Here is a 20,570-nt window from a genome sequence, read left to right as displayed (position 1 = left end):
ATGAAGGTGGATAATAATGTCTAAAAGTAACATTCTGATCGTGGACGATGAATTGGAAATAAGAGAAGCATTAGTTATTTATTTAAAAAGCGACAGTGTCGACGTTTTTACAGCCTCCAATGGCGCAGAAGCTCTTGAAATATTAGAAAAAGAGACGATCCATCTGATCATAATGGACGTCATGATGCCACAAATGGATGGTATCAAGACCACTTTTATTATTAGAGAAAGTAAAAATATACCGATTATTATGCTTTCGGCCAAGTCGGAAGCCAACGATAAAATTCTCGGACTCAATGTGGGAGCAGACGACTATATAACAAAACCATTTGATCCGTTAGAGCTAGTCGCAAGAGTTCGATCTCAATTAAGAAGGTTTACTAATTTAGGAGCCTTTCGGATGAATGATCAGACGAATGAGGAAGAGATCATCCAAGTAAGGGGACTTGTCTTGAATAAAAGCTCCAAAACAGTTGAAGTCGATGGCGAGGACGTCAGACTCACACCGAAGGAGTATAAAATTCTCGAGCTGCTCATGGATAATAAAGGAAAAGTATTCTCGATCGAAGAGATTTATGAGAGGGTTTGGAATGAGCCCATCTTTGCCTCAGATAATACCGTTGCTGTACATGTAAGAAAAATTCGCGAGAAAATTGAGATTAATCCCAAGGATCCAAAATATTTAAAGGTGGTATGGGGAATTGGATACAAAATTGAAAAAAAATAAATTACGCATACGGATTCCTGTTGATGCTAGTGTCATATTAGTCGCGATAGCATTATGGAATTTTATCTACTTTACCGATATTCCCTTCTTCATTGCAGGCTATTACTCAGGATACCAAATACAGAGATTCTCAAATTTTTTTATACCTACAATTATTTTCTTAATTATTGTGAGTAAGGGATTTTACATGTTGACTCATGGCTTTAATAAACGAGATCTTTGGCGAGTAAGTATCGTTTCATCTTATTTTCAATGGTGGAACGGTGGAATAAACGATAGAAAAGTCACACTTAGAATAATCATTATTTTCATATTAACAGCTGTACTAGGGATTTGTGTCTGGAGATCAGTTACTTATCGTAATAGTAATGAAAGCGCTGGACTCATTCTCTATGAGGTATTGTATGTTTTACTTGTCATTCCTTATGTCATTAGCAGATTCCGGCGGTTCCTTGAGCTCATTCACGGAACTAAGAAAATATCCGAAGGAAACATTCAATTTGCGATTCAACAAACTGGGTCTGGCCCTCTGTCCAAGCTGGCAGGCTACATTAATAATATGAAGCTTGGATATCAAAATGCGTTGGAAAATCAAATGAGAAGCGAGCGATTAAAGACCGAGCTCGTTACTAATGTGTCACATGATTTAAAAACACCACTAACTTCAATTATTAACTACGTAGATTTGTTAAAGAAGGAAGAGCATCTGTCAGAAAAAGCACAAGCTTATATTGAAGTTCTAGACCGAAAATCTTTAAGGCTCAAAATATTAATTGAAGACCTTTTCGAAGTGTCCAAAATGACCAGCGGTGCAATTGAACTAGATATTCAATATATCGATGTTTCTACATTGCTAACGCAGGCCATTGCTGAGTTTAGCCATAATTTTGATGATTCTTCCCTTGAGGTAAGAGAAAGAATAGCTAAGTCACATATTTATGCGAATTTAGACGGCAATAAAATTTGGCGTGTATTCGAGAATTTGATCGGCAACGCCAAAAAATACTCCCTTCAGGGTACAAGAATTTTTATTTATTTGGATGAATCTGAAGATAGCGTTCTCTTCAAAATACAAAACACGACGTCCTATGAGATCGATTTTACAGCGGAAGAGTTGTTCGAGCGATTCAAAAGAGCAGACGAATCACGTCACACCGAAGGCTCTGGGCTAGGTCTAGCCATTGTTAAAAGTATTGTTGAGCTGCATGGCGGGAATATCAAAATCGAAGTTCATGGGGATCAATTCAATGTGCTTATTAATTTACCTAAAAATAGTTATGGTCATCGAGATGGAGGAAATGTAAATGGAACCCGAGCAACTTAGAATCAACTCAACAAAAGCGGGTTCTAACTCTACAGGCTGGCTACTTCTCCTTGGCATTATTTTGATTGCGGCTAATTTACGTGCCCCTTTAACTTCGGTAGGTCCTTTAATAGGGACCATTCGGGAAGATTTAGGCATTTCGAATACATTAGCAGGCTTAATAACCACTCTTCCTTTAATTGCATTTGCTTTATTGTCGCCGCTAGCGCCGAAGCTAGCTCGCAGATATGGAATGTCACCGGTTCTATTTGGGTCGCTACTCCTGCTGGTCATCGGCATTGCATTACGTTCATCTTGGAATATCGGTTCACTGCTAATCGGAACGGTCGTTCTGGGTCTTGCGATATCCATTTGCAATGTATTGATGCCAAGCCTGATCAAAGAAAAGTATCCTTTGAAAATCGGAATTATGATTGGCCTTTATTCCGTCGCGATGAATCTTAGCGGTGCTATTGCATCAGGAATCAGTGTACCGTTGGCTAATCAACCAGGTTTAGGCTGGAAGGGCGCTTTGAGTCTGTGGGGGGGATTGGCAGTTATAGCCCTTCTCATTTGGATTCCTCAATTGGGACGCCAGCAACAAAAAGCGAAAACAGCCATGCTTAATGAAAAACGTACGAATTTGTGGAAATCCTCTCTCGCTTGGCAAGTGACCCTATTTATGGGGCTTCAATCCATGCTTTTTTATGTAGTCATTTCATGGCTCCCAGATATTCTCAAAACTCAAGGAATAAGCTCAGATTTAGCGGGCTGGACACTTTCCCTTATGCAGCTCGCTATACTTCCAGTTACCTTCATCGTACCTATTCTAGCTGGGCGCATGAAAAATCAAATTTCTCTTATGATTATAACGTCTCTCTTTTTCTTCATTGGGATTGGAGGGCTACTTTCCGGAAATCATCTGGTTCTTCTATGGACGATTTTAATAGGGATTGGTTCAGGATGTTCATTCAGTCTTGCTATGATATTATTCGGACTACGAACAACAAGCGGACAAGACGCAGCCGAGCTATCCGGGATGTCTCAATCCGTAGGATATCTACTGGCTGCGTTAGGCCCCATACTCTTCGGTTATTTGCATGATTTGACCAACGGGTGGAATGTACCACTAATTGTACTTCTTGTCATAGTCATCCTGATGCTTATGTTTGGTGTCGCTGCTGGGCGTAATCGTTTAATTGGAGAAGATCACTAGCCCCTTGTCCACCCAAGCCTTCGGACGGCTTTAGGGTATAACACCTAACTCCGTCCTTCTTCTGGCGCTTTGGTCCGCTTGACGAAAATACCTAGCACTATAGCAAGGAGACTAATGTAAAAGGCAATTTGGAAAGCCCCCTGCATCCCGAATACAAGCCCCTTCGCCGATTCCTCCAACACTGAAGGATCCACAGACGATTGCAAATATTTTTTTGTCCCATTTGAAAAAATACTAATAAACAATGCCATTCCAATTGCGCCCGAAACCTGCTGCATCGTATTCATGATAGCCGTCCCGTGAGGATATAACCTCTTGGGTAGCTGATTCAATCCCGTCGTTTGCGCTGGCATCATAATCATTGAAATTCCGAACATCAGAATGACATGCAGCGTAATTAATGTACCTTTCGTTGTATCAAGATCGACTTCGGAAATGAAAAAGAGTGCAATCGCCATTATGATGAGCCCTGGTAAGATGAGCACTCTAGGACCAAATTTATCGAAGAGCTTGCCTGACACTGGAGACATGATTCCGTTAACGATGCCTCCTGGCATTAAGGTCAATCCTGCCGAGAATGCCGTCATCATTAAAGCATTTTGCATATATAGGGGCAGTATCATTGTCGTCGAGAACAACGTCATTGTCATTACAATCATAAGCCCGATCGTCAGCGCAAACATGGGATACTTGAAGGCCCGCAAATCCATCATCGGCTCCTTAACAACCAATTGGCGCCAGATGAATAGTAAGATAGACACCCCTCCTGCGACAATTGACCAGATGACCTCTTGCTCCGACCACGAGACCTCACCCGCCTTGCTGAAACCAAACACAATTCCACCAAACCCGATGGTTGATAGAATGATCGACAGCACATCTACCTTTGGTTTTGTAATATCAGAAACATTTCTTAAATAGATAAAACCAAATACAATGGAGAGCAACACTAACGGTATGACGAGAAAAAACAGCCAATGCCATGACAACGAATCAATAATGAGCCCAGATAAGGTTGGACCGATTGCCGGACCAAACATCAGTACAAGACCAATCATCCCCATCGCCGCTCCACGGTTATTAGGTGGATACACGATAAGAATCGTGTTCATCATGACAGGAATTAACAATCCAGTTCCTGCTGCTTGTACGATTCTTCCAATTAACAAAAGCTCAAATGAACCAGAAAATCCACATGTAACCGTCCCAACAAGGAATAGAAGCATCGCGGATAAAAACATCTGTCTTGTCGTAAACCATTGCTGAAGCAATGCCGTCACTGGAACTAGTATGCCGATAACCAACAAATAGACGGTTGACAGCCATTGAATAGTTGAGGTTTCTACCCCAAACTCCTTCATTAAATCCGGAAATGCAATGCCGATTAGCGTTTCATTCAGAATCGCTACAAAAGCACCGATGATCAAAGCCACTATGATAGGGCCTCTCTTTATTGCGCTTAAATCTACTTTTGCTTGTGTACTTCCTCCTGCGATCACTTTGCTGTCCCCCCTATACGAAATATCTTGTTGTCCTTAACAAAGTATAGGTGAGGATGATTTACTATAAAAAGAGCTAATAATTTGTCGATTAACAATCAGAAATGTATAATACGGAAATACATAAACGATACAAGCCTATGAGGAGATAAACAATATGGAGCTTCAGCAGCTTAAATACTTTGCAGAAGTAGCCAATCACTTGCATTTCGGCCGAGCTGCTGAGCGTCTACATGCCTCTCAGCAATCGGTAAGCCATCAGATTGGCCAATTGGAGGGAGAGCTTGGCGTTCGATTATTCAAGCGAACGACGCGCAAGGTTGAATTGACTTTGGCAGGTGAGGCTTTGTTAGAGCAGGTTCACCTTGTATTCAAGCATTTGCAAAAAGGAGTGGATGAAGCGATCCGAGCAGAATGCGGAGGAAGAGGCCGGCTTACTATCGGTTATTTCGGCATTATGCTGTACAGTATTCTTCCGAGTGCTGTTCGCCTTTATCGCGAGCGTTATCCCGAAGTTGAGATCGTGTTACAAGAGTTGGATCCCCACCAGCTGGAGAATAAGCTACAGCAAGGGGAAATCGATATTGGCTTTTCCGTTTATTTGAACGATAAGCATAGTGAATTGAGTATGAATTGGCTTCCTTTCTCAACAGAGTCTATCGTCGTCGCTCTGCCCAAACAACATCACCTGTCTGGAAAAAAGGAGCTTATCTTGTCTGATTTGGCCAATGAGCCCTTTGTCATCCTAAACCGCAACAATTCGCCTGTTCTGTTCGACTATTTCGTCCTCTCGTGCCGACAAGCCGGCTTTAGTCCGCATATCGTACAAGAGGTCGCCAATGACCAGGCCGTAATCGGTCTCGTAGCTGCCGGAGTTGGAATTGCCCTCGTGGTCAGCTGCATGAGCAAGCTGTTCGCTAATGACATCACCTATATTCCGCTGATGGATTCGATGTTTACTATACAATTCGCTATTTGCCGACTTCGTAGCAATGAGGCTGCACAGGTTGAGAATTTTGCAGAAATCGTGAAAAGCTTTGCCTTACTAGCTGACTAAGAATGCCCCTCCGCAGAGTGATCTGTGAAGGGGCATCAATCATTAACATAATCATTTATTGCTATTATTTCTTTACAAACGTGTGCAGGTCAATTTGGGTTATTATGAAGATGCCCCCAGTAAGATCTGAGCTCTCAACCTTTACTTCATAAAAGAAATCGTCATTAAACTTGATTGTTGCTATGCCGAGAGTGTCTGATTTTTTAAAAACTTTAAGATATTCTATCTTTATTCCATCCTCCCTCTTGTATTCGTCTGGAACCAAGTTGGAAGCTTCAGTTGCAATGTACGACTCGGAATCTCCGAGCCATGGATGATGCCCTCCGTGATAAGAATGAATATTTTCTTGCGTTATGTGCGCAATTGCTCCCCTATGATATTGAGGAATCAGGCTTACATCTCCATTGTCATAATCCTTTAGATTGATCGAGTAGAGTTGTGTTACTATTTCTTCTTTTTTCACCTCGATTATGCTCGTTTCACTGTTGTCTTGTGATGCAGGAGCAATTGAACTATTCTCAGGCGTATTTCTTTTCCCGCAAGCAGTTAAAGCTGTGAACGAAAGACACAACATTAAAATTAATGTCACTTTAATCCTCAATTCAAAACATCCCCTGTTCAGTTAATTACGTTGTTACGAAACTAAAATCAACCGAATGATTGCTGTTTTAACCAACCCACTCTTTCCTATCTTGGTAAATAAACGAATTAAATGCAAAAATTGTTTCACATCCATTGCGTTATTTCGGCGCAGATGGCCGAATTCGCTTCTCTTAGTAGCCCTCAGTGCGTTATTTCGACGCAGGTAGCCGATTTCGCTTCTCTTAGTAGCCCTCAGTGCGTTATTCGAGCGCGGACGAGTTTTTGCGGCTCCCTTAGTAGCCCTCAGTGCGTTATTCGAGCGCGAACGAGTTTTTGCGGCTCCCTTAGTAGCCCTCAGTGCGTTATTCGGCCGCGGACGAGTTTTTGCGGCTTCCTTAGTAGCCCTCAGTGCGTTATTCGAGCGCGAACGAGTTTTTGCGGCTCCCTTAGTAGCCCTCAGTGCGTTATTCGACCGCGGACGAGTTTTTACGGCTCCCTTAGTAGCCCTCAGTGCGTTATTCGACCGAGGACGAGTTTTTGCGGCTCCCTTAGTAGCCCTCAGTGCGTTATTCGAGCGCGGACGAATTTTTGCGGCTCCCTTAGTAGCCCTCAGTGCGTTATTTCGACCGTGGACCAGTTTTTGCGGCTCCCTTAGTAGCCCTCAGTGCTTTATTTCTTCCCCATCCAGCCATGCTCGAATGCATAGCGAGCTAGCTGCACCCGATTTTCCAGATGAAGCTTTTGTAGAATGTTTTTCAAATGGTTTTTTACCGTATGCTCCGATATATCCAATCCTGAAGAAATATCACGATTTGACAGTCCCTTGGCAACAAGACCAAGGATCTCCCTTTCACGTGCGGTTAAAGGATCAGATCCTGTTGGAGGTTTATCGACTTGTGAGAATTCTTTAAGAATTCGAAAAGCCAGCTCCCTTGTCATGGGGGCTTCGTCTACAGCGATCGCTTTCAAATATTCGCGCCATGACTTGGGAGTCAAATTTTTCAACAAATACCCCTGAGCGCCTTTCTTAAGTGCCTCGAACAAATGAGCAATGTCATCCGAAACCGTAACCATCACTATTTTCACATAGGGGTACTTTTCTTTGACTTGTTTCGTTGCTTCCAGACCATCCATCCCAGGCATACGAATATCCATTAAAATCAAATCCGGCATCCATTGCTCCGTTAAAGCAAGAGCCTCCATCCCGCTTTTCCCTTCAGCCACAACTTCAAATACTGGATCTGCGCTGAGGATGGTGCGAATACCTTCCCTCGCCTGATCATTGTCATCGACGATAAGCACACGGAAACTCGACGTAATCACAGTTCGTCCCCCTTTTGAATCTATAACAAAGTCACGTCAACATACTCCATAATCACGTATAGTTACTCAATATGATCTAGCTCATACAGCCGCCGATACGCTTCATGATGACGTAGCAGTTCAGTATGCGTTCCCCGCATACTCACAGCACCTTTATTCATAAAAATGATCTCATCCATTTGCTCTACACCAAGCAAATGATGCGTAACCCAGATAAGCGTTTTTCCTTTCAGCACACGAAATATCGTCTCCAGTAGCTTGGCTTCAGTAATCGGATCCAAACCAACAGCCGGCTCATCAAGCACAACAATGGGAAGGTTCTGCAGAAGGACACGCGCCAGCGCAATACGCTGTCGCTCTCCGCCTGAGAACCGTCGGCCTGCTTCCTCCATACGAGTATCGTAGCCGCCCGACAGTGATTCAATCATCGCATGCAATCCCACCTGTTCTGCCGCATAACGGACTTCCTCATCGGAGGCTTCGCTTCTTCCGAGCCTTATATTGTTCGCTACCGTTGTATTGAATAAATAGGGCTTCTGGTTCAATACCGAAAAAAGAGCGGTGTTCTCTTGAATAGACTGGCCATTGACCGTCACCTGCCCTTGATCCGGCTGCAGCTCGCCCAAAATTAAGTGCAGTAGCGTGGACTTTCCAGCGCCGCTTCTACCGAGTACTGCGAGCTTGCCTCCCTGCGGAACATGCAAGGAAAGATTATGAACGGCCGGATTCAGGGCCCCAGGATAACTAAAATTAACGGAATCCATCTTTAAATCGATGGGGGGCTTCTCTAGCATTAGCGCAGCAGCTTCCAAACACTGACTCGAAGCTGCTTGCTGCGGTTCCACAATATCCCCGATCTCATTGAGCCTTTCAATGGAATCCTCGTAATCCGGTATTCTGTTCATTACCTCTGTTACGCGGACGATCGACTCCATTAGTGGAAAAGCTACCAGCCCAAGCGCCGCAATCCAGGTAACGTCGATTCTACCTTGATCTGCAAGCCCTCCGGCCCAAATCACCAGCATAACGACTGCTCCTCCTGTAGCACAGCGCGAGAACCATTGCATACGCCACTCTCTGCGGCGCAGCTTTTTTTCGATTTGCGCGGTCACAGCCTGCTGTTGTCGATAATTTTCTAACCATTTTCCGAGCCGACCGCTTAGCACCCAATCCTCCAAGCCGAAGATCGCATCCGTTAGCTCTTGATAATGGCTTTTCTTCAGTAGTTTGAAGTGACGTCTCCTTGAAGCAGAAATCCGTAAAGATATGATCGGGACGACAAATAGCCAAAATCCTGCATAGAGCGCCATCAACCCGGCAAACGTAGCATCTATTCTTACTAATAGAGTAATACTTAACGCATAAACAAACAGCGCAGACACGGCAGGCAATACGATCCGAAGGTACACGTTCTGTAATTGTTCGATATCCTCGGCTACAAGCCCCAGCAGATCCCCACTTCGAAACCGGCTTCTCAGCCACAGCGCTTGAGGCTCAAGCTGGCGATATAATCTTGCACGCATCGTCGACAAAATCCGCAGAACGGCGTGATGCCCAACCAATCGTTCTGCATACTGCAAGGCAGCTTTTCCGAATCCGAACGCCCGTACAAGCACGATCGGGACATAGACCATCAGCACATTTTCCGGTCGTAACGCGGATCGAGAGATCAAATAGCCAGATGTGAACAGCAGCGCAGCCGCACTTAACACAGCAGCTATCCCTAGCAATGCTGCAGCTCCGAGAAGCCCGGCATACTTCCTGCAGTAGGGCGCAATCCAACCTTTATTCCTCGTATCCAGCATAATTGCCTCCCCTTCCCCCGCTGCCTGCCATTAAAAGCTCATTGTATACGCCTTTTTGAGCAACAAGCTCCTCATGCGTCCCGACCTCCACAAGACAGCCCTCGTGCAGAACCCAAATGACATCCATTTCCTTCATCCAATGCAACCGATGGGTCGCCAAAAATACTCTCTTGTCGCGCCAGATCGACTGTATCGTTTGCTTTAATTCCCATTCCGTCTCAATATCGAGATGTGCGGTTGGCTCGTCCAGTAGCATAATCGGCCGTTTGCCTAGAAGCGCACGAGCTAAAGCGACTCGCTGAGCTTGTCCGCCACTAAGCGCCCGACCTCCTTCTCCTATCCTTTCAAAGATGCCATGCGGAAGGTCCCTTACAACCTCGCTTAATCCTGCCATTTCAATAGCCAGAACTGCCTCCGCCTCCGTAGCATCCGGTTCATAAAACCGGACATTTTCCAACAGAGTCGAACTAAAAAGATACGGATGCTGCGGAATATACGCGATCTGCTGCTGAATTTTTGTTTGATTACTTTCTTCTATTCGTACGGCATCGAGGTTAAGTTCGCCCCTGTCGGGTCTAATAAATCCGCCCAGTACACCAAGCAACGTCGATTTCCCTGCTCCGCTTGCGCCAACAATGCCGATAAGGTTATGATGCGGTTTGAGTTGCACCGATATATTTTTGAGCAACTGTTTCCCATCCTCGCCATTCACCTGCACACGGGACAATTCTATAGGTACTAAGCGAATATCAGAGCCTATCTCCGAACACTTATAACTCTCCGTTTCCTGAGACTCAGGAACTGGTTGTTCACTGCTTACCTTACGAATTGTGTCCCACGCCTCCTTCCCATCAAGGGAAGCATGATAGTCAGTCCCAAGCATCCTTACGGGAAGAAAATATTCTGGTGCTAGAAGTAAAACAACCAACGCAGCCTCCAGCCCAATCCCGCCGTTAATTAGCCGAAGCCCTAAGCCAACTGCCACAGATGCTATGGATAGCATGCTGAACATATCGAGTGAGAGAGAAGACAAGAATGCGACCCGCAACGTGCGCATTGTAGAGATGCGGTAACGATCTGCAACCTGCTCCACCGTTTTCCCATGCGCACGGCTACGCCCTAGAAATTTCAGCGTTTCCAGTCCGCGCAAGGAATCCACAAAATGCTGCGAAAGCATACGGTAGGATTGCCACTGCTTGTCCGCCTTTTTTCTGGCTGCCAAGCCAAGTAGAATAAAAAAACCGATCAGTACAGGCATAGCAACGGTCAAAATCAACCCTGATACAACGTCAAGACAATACACGACGACTAGGAGAATTAATGTGACGAACAGCATATCCAATGTTCGAGGAATTGACAGTTCAAGATAGCTGCGAAATCGGTCGATGCCTTCCAGAGCCAGCGTAACTAGCTTTCCGCTTCCTTCCTTAGCAGCAAAGGTCGGTCCACGTTCGAACAGTTGTTCCACCAGTAGCTGCCTTGCCGATATGCTTTCTGTTTCTGCGAAACGACCGGCAATTTTGCGCTGCAACCAAACTACGGTATGTCTCGCTCCAAATGCTAGTAAGAACAAGGCAAGGAAATCGTAAGATTGATGGACAGCCTTTCCTTCGAATAACAAGGCAATAGCCCGGGCCAGCAATACCGCCTGTAAAGCAATCAGCACTCCCTGAAGGAGAGACATCCCGCTCAGTAGCAGCATAGCGGGACGGAATCCCTTTAGTTGAAACCAGTTTTTGTCCATCAGTATTCCAGATGATCCTTGTTAGTAATTCGTTTATGAAAGATAAAATAGCTCCATGCCTGGTAGGCCAGTACGAACGGCAGTAGCGCTGCTGCAACTACCGTCATGACTTTGAGCGTATATTCGCTTGAAGCAGCATTCTGAATCGTTAAAGCATAAGCACTTTGAATCGAGCTCACCATCAATCTCGGAGCCAAGCCAACGAACATCGATACAAAGGTGAGAACAATAAGCGAGCCTGTCATGCCGAAAGCCCATCCTTCCCTGCCTTTTCTGAGAAAGATAGCAGCCAGCACACAAACAATCGAACCGAGGATGACCAAAGGAAGAAGCATATTGCCACGATGCTCGAATAGGTCCGTTACTACAAATGTCCATCCTGTAAATAAAGCCAGGAGTCCCGCTACGATGGGTAAAAGCCTTTCAGCCCATCTCCGAGCTTGCACGCGCATTTCTCCTTCGACCCTCAGGGTGATAAAGGTGAACCCATGTAGCAAACAAAGCCCTACCAAGGTCACACCTCCTGCAATCGAATAACCATTTACAATATCAGTAAAGCCAGCTGTCATCTCCATATCGGGTCCGATTGGGACACCTTTGATCATGCTGGCAAACAATAAGCCAAACAACAATGGAGGCACGGCGCTCCCGATCACAATAGCCGCATCCCACATTTTCCGCCAGCTTTGCTTATCCACTTTACCCCGGAATTCAAAGGCCACTCCACGAAAAATGAGGGCTAGTAATAGGAAGGTAAGCAGGACATAGTATCCGCTAAACAAGGTCGCATACCAATGCGGGAATGCGGCGAACATCGCACCTGCCGCTGTAATAAGCCATACCTCATTAGCATCCCAGAATGGACCAATCGAATTGATCAGGATTCGCTTCTCCCCATCGCTCCGCGGGAGTAAAAGGGTAGCCATGCCTACGCCAAAATCAAACCCTTCCAGAAAGAAAAAACCGGTGAACAATACTGCAATCAGCACAAACCACAGTTCATTTAAGGGCAATGGAATCATCTCCTTGATCGAACGGATCGTCTTTATCCCGCTCTTGATGTTCTTCAATCGTACCTTTACGGGCAACACGAGCGAATAAATATGCTGTCAGGCAGAGCAGTAGAAGATAGACCGTTGTGAACGAAATGACTGAAAACAACAGCTGCCCTGAAGACACATTCAGAGATACGGAATCCTCCGTACGCAGCAAACCAAATACCGTCCATGGCTGTCGTCCCACTTCCGTCATCACCCATCCTGCCGTATTGCCGATGAACGGCAGAGCAATGGCTGCAAACATAAGTCGCATAAACAGCTTGTTCGGATTTCCGAGCTTTCGACGGATTGCCAAATATGCACCGTACAGCCCCAACACAATCATCATACTTCCGCTTGCGATCATAATGCGGAAGCTCCAAAATGTCGTCCGTACAGGTGGAATGTAGTTGCCCGGTCCATATGTCTGCTCGTATTCTGCCTGCAAATCCTTCATACCAGGCACAGCTCCCGAAAACTTGCTATAAGATAAGAAGCTTAGAATATATGGAATCTTTAATTCATAGCTGTTGGTCTGATCCTCAGGATTAATTGAGGCAATTACCGTCCATGCAGCTGGATCATCGCTTGTTTCCCATAAACCTTCACTAGCCGCCATCTTCATCGGCTGCGTTTCCACCAAGTACTGCGCCTGCCCATGCCCAAACTGCGCAATTGCAAGCGAGGAAATTAGCGCAACCGTTATACCGATCTTGAAGGAGGAAGTGAAAAATGCGACTTCCTGCTTACGCACCAGCTTCCATGCACTGATTCCTGTGACCAGAAAAGCACCTGTTGCAAATGCTGCAAACAATGTATGTGGAAATTCCCATAGCAGCTGCCCATTCGTAAGCAATGCCATAATATCCGTCATCTCGGCCCGACCGTTATTGATTACATATCCAACAGGTCGCTGCATGAACGAGTTGGCTGCCAGAATCCAGAGGGCAGACAGCATCGTACCGATAGATACTAGCCACATACACGCGAGATGCACCCTTTTCGACAATCGTTCCCAACCGAAGACCCATAAACCAATAAAAGTAGATTCTAGGAAAAAAGCCAGCAGCGCTTCAATAGCCAATGGTGCTCCAAACACATCTCCGACAAATCTGGAGAAATCGGACCAGTTCATTCCGAATTGAAATTCCTGTAAAATGCCGGTTACGATTCCTACAGCAAAATTAATAAGGAGAAAATTCCCCCAGAACCTCGCCATTTTTTTGTACAGCTCATTCTTTTTAACTACATACAAGGTTTCCATAATGGCAATAAGCAGCGATAAACCAATCGAAATAGGAACAAATACAAAGTGTAAAACGGTGGTAAGAGCAAATTGGAGTCTGGCCAAATCAACAATATCCATTGCGTTATCCCTTCTTTCTTAATGTGAAATTAATCACATTCATGCCATTATTATATCTAAGTCCCTTTCGGGAATAATGACTCCAACGAGTCATTAACGTGTCCGATCCGTGGCATACGAATGACAACTATGTGAATGTGATTTCTACGGGTCTGACTCTTAAGAGCTATAGCGAGTGGAATTATCCCTTGTTAATATGGAGGATGAAATTAATTGTGAGGAGGAACAACATGTCGAAGTGGATGATGTCCGGATTGGTTGCCTGTGCGTGTATATTTGGAGTCTATTTATTGTTGACAGGATTGCCAGACAAGGAAGAGCAGGCTAAAGAAGGCACTGCATTTACCGTTCCAGAGCGAGCAGTGGATGCCGCGACTTCCGAACAGATTTATCAAAGCATGTGTATTTCATGCCACGGAGCCGAATTGCAAGGCGCAATCGGACCTGAGCTAGCCCACATCGGGTCATCTCTGACGAAAGAGCAGCTTTTCAAAACGATTAAAAATGGTAGAAGAGGAATGCCTTCTTTTGAGAAACGTCTATCTGAGGATGAGCTTATTACAGTCACAACCTGGCTAGCATCTCATCAATAACGTCCTACCAAGGAAATGGATTCAGGAGGTGCCCTTCACTGAGCACAAAATTAAAGAGCTATTTTTTTCCATTACTGCTGTCTGTCCTTATGTTAGTGCTAATTGTTTATTTCTTGTACAGCTCAAAGGATAGAGAAACCGCGTTACCAGTAGTACAGTCTGCACCTGAATTTGCATTAACGAATTTGGACGGCCAGCAGGTGAACGCAAGCGATAACAAGGGCAAAATCGTTCTGATGGAGTTTATGTTTACAAGCTGTCCCGATATCTGTCCTCTAACGACGTATAAAATGGTGCAGCTTCAGGAGCAATTAAAGGAGCAAGGTTTGTTTGGGAATGAAGTACAGTTCGTCGCAATCACCTTCGATCCTAAGCAGGATACACCTGAAATGTTGAAGAAGTACGCGGATAGGATGAAAATGGATATGTCCGGCTGGCATGTGCTTCGGGGAGAAGAAGAAGCGACGAAGGAGATTGCCAAGCAATACGGTGTTATGGTTCAAAATATGGGCGATGGTCAATTCGTACATACCGTTACTTCGCTTAATTTGATTGATTCTGAGCAAAAAGTGCGCAAAGTTTACAGTATGGGCGATGAAATGAACAATGAAGTGATCATGGCTGATATTGTTTCCCTTCTCTCAGAAAAGAAAAACGAAAACTCATAAGAGACAAGTAAAAAAACCTCCAAACCCACTAAGAAAATGGATGTTTGGAGGTTTAATTTTCACTCAAGCAGGAAATCACAAAGATCTAACAAACTGAACATATTCTTCAGCACTTACGCCAACTTCTTCAACTGATGGATTATGCTCCGCTCCATAGAATGCATAGAACGGTCTATAGTCTGCTTCAATATAATGGCAAGTCACTTCAAAAGGACGTAATATCTCCTCTAAAGTGTACTTATATTTGCCCGTGGAAGAAAAATCTTCGGATTTAATGCCAGCAGAAACAGCAAAACTGATTTTCTTATCCTTTAGCTTGTCTCCACCCTTACCGAAAGCCCATCCACTTAAAAATACATCGTCTAACCATTTCTTAAGAAACGGTGGGGAATTAAACCAGAAAATGGGGAACTGTAAAATTAAATGATCATGAGCATCGACCAGCTCTTGTTCCCTCTTAACATCGATCTTTTCATCAGGATATTCTTTATATAACTCATGAACCGTAAACTCTTCCGGATACTTCCTCAGCTCTTCCAACCATCTTTTGTGAATAAATGAACTTTCTATAGTTGGATGTGCAGCAACGATTAATGTTTTCATGGAATCAACCACTCTCTTTATCTATTTTTCTTCTGAGATCGAGTATATATTACAAACTTTAATTAAGTAAGTACGCACATTTAGGTAAGTAATGAACGTATAAGAGAGTGTTATTGATGATATGAGAATAAAAAAAGCGACCTGCTCGGGGTCGCATAGGTGAGTCAATATAAATAAAAGGTTACTTAAACGCGAGGACTGGACGATTATTTTCTCCCCACTGACACATCATATCGAGTACAGGGACAAGGGAGCGTCCCCTTTCAGACAATGAATATTCCACCTTGGGAGGAATTTGCGGATACTCCTCACGGTGAATGATACCGTCAGCTTCAAGTTCTTTGAGCATAATGCTTAACGTTTTGAATGAAATCGTTCCTATACATCTTTTGAGCTCATTGTGCCGCATAACTTTATGTTCCGCTAACCAATAAATAATAACTATTTTATATTTACCACCTATTAGTGATAAAGTGTATCCAAAGCCTGTGTTTTTAAGATTCAGGTCAGTTGTAACGCAATTCTCGGTGTTCACAAGTACACTCCCTTTTTGGTAAGTATATGAAGTAAATGCGCATAATTTACATATGATTAATTGAATTCTACAATCCAACAGCTGAGAAGTAAAGCGAACAGCCTAGTTTGGAGATAGGTAGCGTAGAGATTGCAATTACATATAAAAAACTCGCAAACTGCCACGAGAGCAAATTTACGAGCTTTTATCTGTACGTTTGCATATTTGAAATGTACAATCGTTACTATAGAATCTTGTAAGCCAGATGCGCTTAGGCAATAGGAAGGTGTAAATATGACTCTAAAATCTCGAGAGCTAATGATCGAAGGTGCCGTAAAGCTCCTCGGCCAACGAGGGGTGCATGCCGCCTCATTTACTGAAATTATGAAAGCCACTGGAGCACCTAGAGGTTCAATCTACCACCACTTTCCTGAAGGTAAAGATCAGCTTGTCAAAGAAGCAGTTGAACTAGCTGGAAAACGTGCTATAAGCTTTCTAAACACCCTTGAAGGTCAACCCGCTGAAATCGTCGCTGAGAAGTTCATCTCGCTATGGAGAATGCTGTTAAGTCACTCTAATTTTGAAATGGGCTGCTCTGTGCTTGCGGTGACTGTAGAATCGGACTCGTCAGACTTGTTGGAACAAGCCGCAGCTGTGTTCCAGCAATGGAGTGACCATTTAACCGCACTGCTTAATGCTGGTGGTCTGGACCTAGCAAAAGCAAAGGGGCTAGCGAATGTCATTATCGCTTCCTGCGAGGGCGCAGTAGCCATCAGTCGAGCGCAAAAATCGTTCGATACGTTCGATATGGTAGCGGAGCAATTACTTATAATGATAAAGAGCGTATCTAACCCACATCAGGAAACCAAATAATGTAGGTCTCTCCTGCTCTAAAAGAAACATAGCCTGTAATCTCTACAGTTCCATAAAGGAACACGCAGTTTTACAGGCCACGATATTTTATTTGAATCCCTTACTCCTTTATGGCTTCTTGTGCCGCCTTAGCAGCGGCTGCACGAGCGGCCAGCGCACTAAATTCTTCAACCCCAAAAGCGGTTCCCTGCAATCCCCACCCACCTTCGGAAGCTTCGGTAAGTATGACCCAGGTACGCTTGAAAAGCGTCTCATCACCAGAAATCCGCGCGACAATTTCTGTCGCTTCCTTCGTAATTTGCTTCTGTCCCTCCCGATTAAGTGCACCAGGTGGTGTAATAATTTGTATTCGTACATTATTCGCTGAGTTTGTACTTCCAGTATGAATGTCCGTTGCTTTAAGCCGATGAATAAAAACTGCTGTATTGTCCAGATGAAATGGACTAGGTGAAGCAACGCCTTCTGCCCTAAGAACGGCATGAGCCAAAGCTGTTCCTAATTCCTTTTCTGCATCTGCAGGGAAGAGATTTTCTGGTGTGTACACATCGATCATTGGCATAGTTAATTCTCCTTTTTCTGAACACAATTATGATGACCGTCATAATCATATATTATGACGGTCGTCATAGTCAATGAGCAAAAAAAATCTAATCCGGGTTAGGATTAGATTTTTCCATTATTCAAAGAAAGCTTTAACATACTCCATATTATGGCCTCCGCCCTAAGCTGAATGAAAGTCTTAGATTTTCTAACACTTTATTCAACTGTTGAGGAGGTGTGCCATTTATTCATCAAAACGTTGATGAAATATCAACACATTAAGTGCCCCACTTAAAGAACCTCAACGGAATGAATTCGAATGTTTCATTTTTTTCAACAAAATTAGTTAAGGGCAAGCACTTTCTTCAACATACCTAATATAATGCTTTGAGATAAATTAAAACTTTGGAGGTGTTGAGTATTATGGCATCATGGCTTATTATTGCAGCTTTAACATTTTCATCGAGCATTGATAATTTGGGTGTAGGATTGTCTTATGGCATACGTAATATCCGCATCAGTCATTATTCAAACATGTTGATTTCGGTAATTTGTGTTCTCTTCAGCGTGTGCGGTATCTATTTCGGGATGTGGATTTCCAAAATACTACCTGGGATATTTCCCGTGGTACTTAGTGCCTTCATCTTGGTCATTATTGGTCTTCGTATTATTTTGTTGGCCGTTCCACGAAAAAACCAGGCGCAAGGAATCGCCATGTCAGACCAGGTTATAAGTATTAGTTTGCTTGAGTCCATTGTTCTAGGAGTCGCTCTTTCGGCAAATGCTTTAACGAATGGAATTGGAGCAGGTCTGCTTGGATTTTCGCCACTCTTATTATCCGTATTAGCTGCAATAGGTAGCTTTGTAACGGTTTGGGCTGGTGTTGTCTTTGGAGCAAAAATGAGTCATATCCGCATCGGAAAATTCAATGTTGGACAATTTGGAACACTTATCAGTGGAGTATTGTTATTGCTGGTTGCTTACTTGGCGTTTGTAGACTGAGTAGCCACATCGTTAATCGCCTGAATGTACAAAGAAACCTCATCTCTTAAATGGTTGCTCGACACTTCCATTTAACAAAGAGAGGTTTCTTTTTGTATTTTTACTAACCGTAATCGATGAGAAAAAGAGGGGAAGTATCTCCTGTAGGAGCGAAGCGTTTGTCTTTGAGATCGTGAAATTTCCTTGTTACGAGTTTACCCATTCAGATTTCACGATCTCAACCCGGGGTCCCCGTAAAGTAATCGGAATTGACTACAAAGCTTATCTTCACTTTACGGGGTGGAGCAAACAACCGTAAGGAGATACTTCCCCGCAAAAACTATAATCGATAGACATAGCAAGAACTAGTCAGTCACAGTAATTTCTCCCACCATGCTCGGATGGGTGGAGCAATAATACGTGTAAGTTCCCGTTTCCTTAAAGGTATAAGAAAATTCGGCATTAGGAAGGATGTTGGGACTATTGAATTTGTCCTCAAGATCGTAAACCGTATGGATTTGTGTATCCTTATTCACCCATTTGACAGTTTGCCCCTTCTTGATCGTCAGCTTCGTAGGCATGAAAGAGGTGGTGATATTGACGGTCAACGGATCGGAGTTCGTTGGCTGATCCACACTGTCCGTACCGCTGTTCTCGCTGTTCCCGTTGGTCTCACCGCCCGAGGTTCCCCCCTCGGTATGAGATTGGTGTGACGGCGCTGGTGCAGCACTCATCGCCCCCGTAAAGATGATCTCTCCCGTCTTGCTATCCTTACTGAGCTTTGCTCCTAATTGGTCGGCAATAAAACGGAGAGGCACCATTGTTGTTCCCTTGATCTCCTTGGGAGGAGCGAGCAAGGAAACAAGTCTGCCGTTCACTTTAGCCTGGCTGCTGTTCACCCATAACTGAATCGTCGTTTTATCCGTTGCATAAATAATCGACTTCTCCTTTGGCAGCCATTTCACCTCTGCACCTAACATCTCCCCGATAAACCGGGCGGGAATATAGGTTGTTCCTTTCAACACGACAGGCGAATGAGGTAGCTGCATGGACTCGCCGTTCACCGTTACCGAATTACGACCCGCTTTCAAACGAATGGTCATCAGCATAGGCGAAGAATCAGGCGTATTTTCCTTGACATCGATCATCGTGTGTAAACCACCAGGATATGTGCCGTTATTCGTATTGTCCACGATATTATGGCTGTGGAAAGGGAACATCCCCGACTGATCGAAGGTAACGAGAAGGTCATACCTCTCGCCGGGCCCGATCAATACGGTATCTTTCGTCACTGGCTCAGGCAGCGGCCTGCCATCTGAAGCAATGATCTGAAAGTGATAGCCATGCATATGAAAGCTGTGCGGCTCGTACCCCGAATTGATCAACCGAACGAGGACTGTCTCTCCGACTACTCCATCAATATAGCTCGTGGGGTCTTTTTCTGTATCCGGGTAAGCTTTACCGTTGATCGTCCAGTATTTAGGGCGGAAATCCGTCCTGTCATACGGCTTTCCTTCCTCTACCGCTTTATGCCATACAGGATCGATTTCGTTTACCACTAACACATAGTCTTTATCAAAGGACGGACCACCCGTCCAAGCTTGATTAATGCCGTTCTTGGCTTTCACAATGAATGCTCCATACATCCCCATTTGCAAATGCTCAATCGTATCTACATGGCAATGATAAAAATAAGAGCCCGCATGCTTGGCCGTAAATTGGTATTTGAAGCTTCCCCCAACTTGAATAGCTGGTGAAGTATGTGGAACTCCGTCGTTCTGCTGGTCGGTATCCAATCCGTGAAAATGAATCGTATGGGCAAGCCGTTTAATTCCCGATTTCTTGGGTCCGATGTTCGTAAGGGTAATTTCAACCTGATCCCCTTCGTTCACTTCCAATGCAGGGGCGGGAAAGGTCGCGCTCCCAGGCTCGTTCGTAAAGCTATACCCCCAAATATATAATTGGACACCATCAGGCAGCGTCATATAGCCATCGGTCGCATAGAGCTGAAATTTCTTTATCGTTGTGGGTTCGGCTGCTGCGGAGGACAAAGGAATAGCTAAAATAATCGTCATGACCCATGTCGCCAGTAAAAGCTTTTTCATTCCACGCTGTAAAAAGGTATTGTTAATCATCGTA

Annotated in this window: 19 protein-coding genes; 8 read left to right on the top strand and 11 right to left on the bottom strand. The window is 44.3% G+C overall.

The window, feature by feature from the left end; translation table 11 throughout:
• Window positions 1–16: 16 nt before the first annotated feature.
• The 3 genes from KCTCHS21_RS10955 to KCTCHS21_RS10945 are packed head-to-tail and all read left to right on the top strand — an operon-like array spanning window position 17 to window position 3,246.
• Window positions 17–727, top strand: a complete 711-nt coding sequence (locus tag KCTCHS21_RS10955) for a response regulator transcription factor (protein WP_130607636.1) — start codon at window positions 17–19, stop codon at window positions 725–727.
• Complete coding sequence (locus KCTCHS21_RS10950) at window positions 702–2,051, top strand: sensor histidine kinase (RefSeq protein WP_197726519.1); 1,350 nt, start codon at window positions 702–704, stop codon at window positions 2,049–2,051. Before KCTCHS21_RS10955 ends, KCTCHS21_RS10950 begins: the two co-directional genes overlap by 26 nt.
• On the top strand, window positions 2,032–3,246 hold the full coding sequence (locus tag KCTCHS21_RS10945; protein ID WP_130607634.1) for a CynX/NimT family MFS transporter: 1,215 nt from the start codon (window positions 2,032–2,034) through the stop codon (window positions 3,244–3,246). Before KCTCHS21_RS10950 ends, KCTCHS21_RS10945 begins: the two co-directional genes overlap by 20 nt.
• Before the next feature lie 44 nt (window positions 3,247–3,290).
• Here the strand turns inward: KCTCHS21_RS10945 and KCTCHS21_RS10940 are convergent, their stop codons facing one another.
• Complete coding sequence (locus tag KCTCHS21_RS10940) at window positions 3,291–4,700, bottom strand: MDR family MFS transporter (RefSeq protein ID WP_408621802.1); 1,410 nt, start codon at window positions 4,698–4,700, stop codon at window positions 3,291–3,293.
• A 202-nt stretch (window positions 4,701–4,902) separates the two neighbouring features.
• On the opposite strand from KCTCHS21_RS10940, the gene KCTCHS21_RS10935 reads away from it, so the two are divergent.
• Entirely contained in the window at window positions 4,903–5,802 is a 900-nt protein-coding gene (locus tag KCTCHS21_RS10935; RefSeq protein ID WP_130607630.1) for a LysR family transcriptional regulator, read from the top strand.
• 64 nt (window positions 5,803–5,866) lie between these two features.
• On the opposite strand, the gene KCTCHS21_RS10930 is transcribed toward KCTCHS21_RS10935, so the two are convergent.
• The 6 genes from KCTCHS21_RS10930 to KCTCHS21_RS10905 all read right to left on the bottom strand — a co-directional run bounded on the left by KCTCHS21_RS10930 (window position 5,867) and on the right by KCTCHS21_RS10905 (window position 13,659).
• Window positions 5,867–6,403: a hypothetical protein gene (locus KCTCHS21_RS10930; RefSeq protein ID WP_130607628.1), complete on the bottom strand. Its 537-nt coding sequence runs from the start codon at window positions 6,401–6,403 to the stop codon at window positions 5,867–5,869.
• A gap of 650 nt (window positions 6,404–7,053) precedes the next feature.
• Entirely contained in the window at window positions 7,054–7,704 is a 651-nt protein-coding gene (locus tag KCTCHS21_RS10925; RefSeq protein ID WP_408621800.1) for a response regulator, read from the bottom strand.
• Between the two features lie 65 nt (window positions 7,705–7,769).
• Window positions 7,770–9,512, bottom strand: coding sequence for a thiol reductant ABC exporter subunit CydC (gene cydC / locus KCTCHS21_RS10920; RefSeq protein WP_130607626.1), 1,743 nt, complete (start codon window positions 9,510–9,512; stop codon window positions 7,770–7,772).
• Window positions 9,493–11,256, bottom strand: coding sequence for a thiol reductant ABC exporter subunit CydD (gene cydD, locus KCTCHS21_RS10915; protein ID WP_130607624.1), 1,764 nt, complete (start codon window positions 11,254–11,256; stop codon window positions 9,493–9,495). Before cydD ends, cydC begins: the two co-directional genes overlap by 20 nt.
• The gene (gene cydB / locus KCTCHS21_RS10910) at window positions 11,256–12,269 is read right to left on the bottom strand and encodes a cytochrome d ubiquinol oxidase subunit II (RefSeq protein ID WP_179952669.1); all 1,014 of its coding nucleotides are present in this window, start codon (window positions 12,267–12,269) and stop codon (window positions 11,256–11,258) included. Before cydB ends, cydD begins: the two co-directional genes overlap by 1 nt.
• The gene (locus KCTCHS21_RS10905; RefSeq protein ID WP_130607622.1) at window positions 12,256–13,659 is read right to left on the bottom strand and encodes a cytochrome ubiquinol oxidase subunit I; all 1,404 of its coding nucleotides are present in this window, start codon (window positions 13,657–13,659) and stop codon (window positions 12,256–12,258) included. The genes cydB and KCTCHS21_RS10905 overlap by 14 nt, the downstream gene beginning before the upstream one ends.
• A 230-nt stretch (window positions 13,660–13,889) precedes the next feature.
• On the opposite strand from KCTCHS21_RS10905, the gene KCTCHS21_RS10900 reads away from it, so the two are divergent.
• On the top strand, window positions 13,890–14,252 hold the full coding sequence (locus tag KCTCHS21_RS10900; protein WP_157994017.1) for a c-type cytochrome: 363 nt from the start codon (window positions 13,890–13,892) through the stop codon (window positions 14,250–14,252).
• 89 nt (window positions 14,253–14,341) lie between these two features.
• Window positions 14,342–14,920, top strand: coding sequence for an SCO family protein (locus KCTCHS21_RS10895; protein ID WP_130607618.1), 579 nt, complete (start codon window positions 14,342–14,344; stop codon window positions 14,918–14,920).
• 75 nt (window positions 14,921–14,995) lie between these two features.
• Here KCTCHS21_RS10895 and KCTCHS21_RS10890 read toward each other — a convergent pair whose 3' ends face one another.
• Together KCTCHS21_RS10890 and KCTCHS21_RS10885 are read right to left on the bottom strand one after the other, a co-directional pair.
• A complete protein-coding gene (locus tag KCTCHS21_RS10890; protein ID WP_130607616.1) occupies window positions 14,996–15,523 on the bottom strand; it encodes an NAD(P)H-dependent oxidoreductase in 528 nt (175 codons plus the stop codon).
• 181 nt (window positions 15,524–15,704) lie between these two features.
• On the bottom strand, window positions 15,705–16,058 hold the full coding sequence (locus KCTCHS21_RS10885) for a winged helix-turn-helix transcriptional regulator (RefSeq protein WP_130607614.1): 354 nt from the start codon (window positions 16,056–16,058) through the stop codon (window positions 15,705–15,707).
• A gap of 273 nt (window positions 16,059–16,331) precedes the next feature.
• Here KCTCHS21_RS10885 and KCTCHS21_RS10880 point away from each other — a divergent pair, with 273 nt between their 5' ends.
• Window positions 16,332–16,910 carry a TetR/AcrR family transcriptional regulator gene (locus tag KCTCHS21_RS10880; protein WP_130607612.1) on the top strand — a complete coding sequence of 193 codons (579 nt, stop codon included), beginning with the start codon at window positions 16,332–16,334 and terminating at the stop codon, window positions 16,908–16,910.
• Window positions 16,911–17,010: 100 nt separating this feature from the next.
• Here the strand turns inward: KCTCHS21_RS10880 and KCTCHS21_RS10875 are convergent, their stop codons facing one another.
• Window positions 17,011–17,469 (bottom strand): tautomerase family protein, encoded by a 459-nt coding sequence (locus tag KCTCHS21_RS10875; protein ID WP_130607610.1) that lies wholly within the window; start codon window positions 17,467–17,469, stop codon window positions 17,011–17,013.
• 404 nt (window positions 17,470–17,873) lie between these two features.
• Between KCTCHS21_RS10875 and KCTCHS21_RS10870 the strand changes: the two genes are divergently transcribed.
• Window positions 17,874–18,452, top strand: coding sequence for a manganese efflux pump (locus tag KCTCHS21_RS10870; RefSeq protein WP_130607608.1), 579 nt, complete (start codon window positions 17,874–17,876; stop codon window positions 18,450–18,452).
• A gap of 344 nt (window positions 18,453–18,796) precedes the next feature.
• Here KCTCHS21_RS10870 and KCTCHS21_RS10865 read toward each other — a convergent pair whose 3' ends face one another.
• Window positions 18,797–20,566, bottom strand: a complete 1,770-nt coding sequence (locus KCTCHS21_RS10865) for a stalk domain-containing protein (RefSeq protein WP_130607606.1) — start codon at window positions 20,564–20,566, stop codon at window positions 18,797–18,799.
• Window positions 20,567–20,570 lie beyond the last annotated feature (4 nt).

The organism is Cohnella abietis (assembly GCF_004295585.1).
Lineage (GTDB): Bacteria > Bacillota > Bacilli > Paenibacillales > Paenibacillaceae > Cohnella > Cohnella abietis.
Note: the sequence above shows the minus strand (reverse complement) of the source record. Positions and strands in the feature narration are given on the sequence as shown.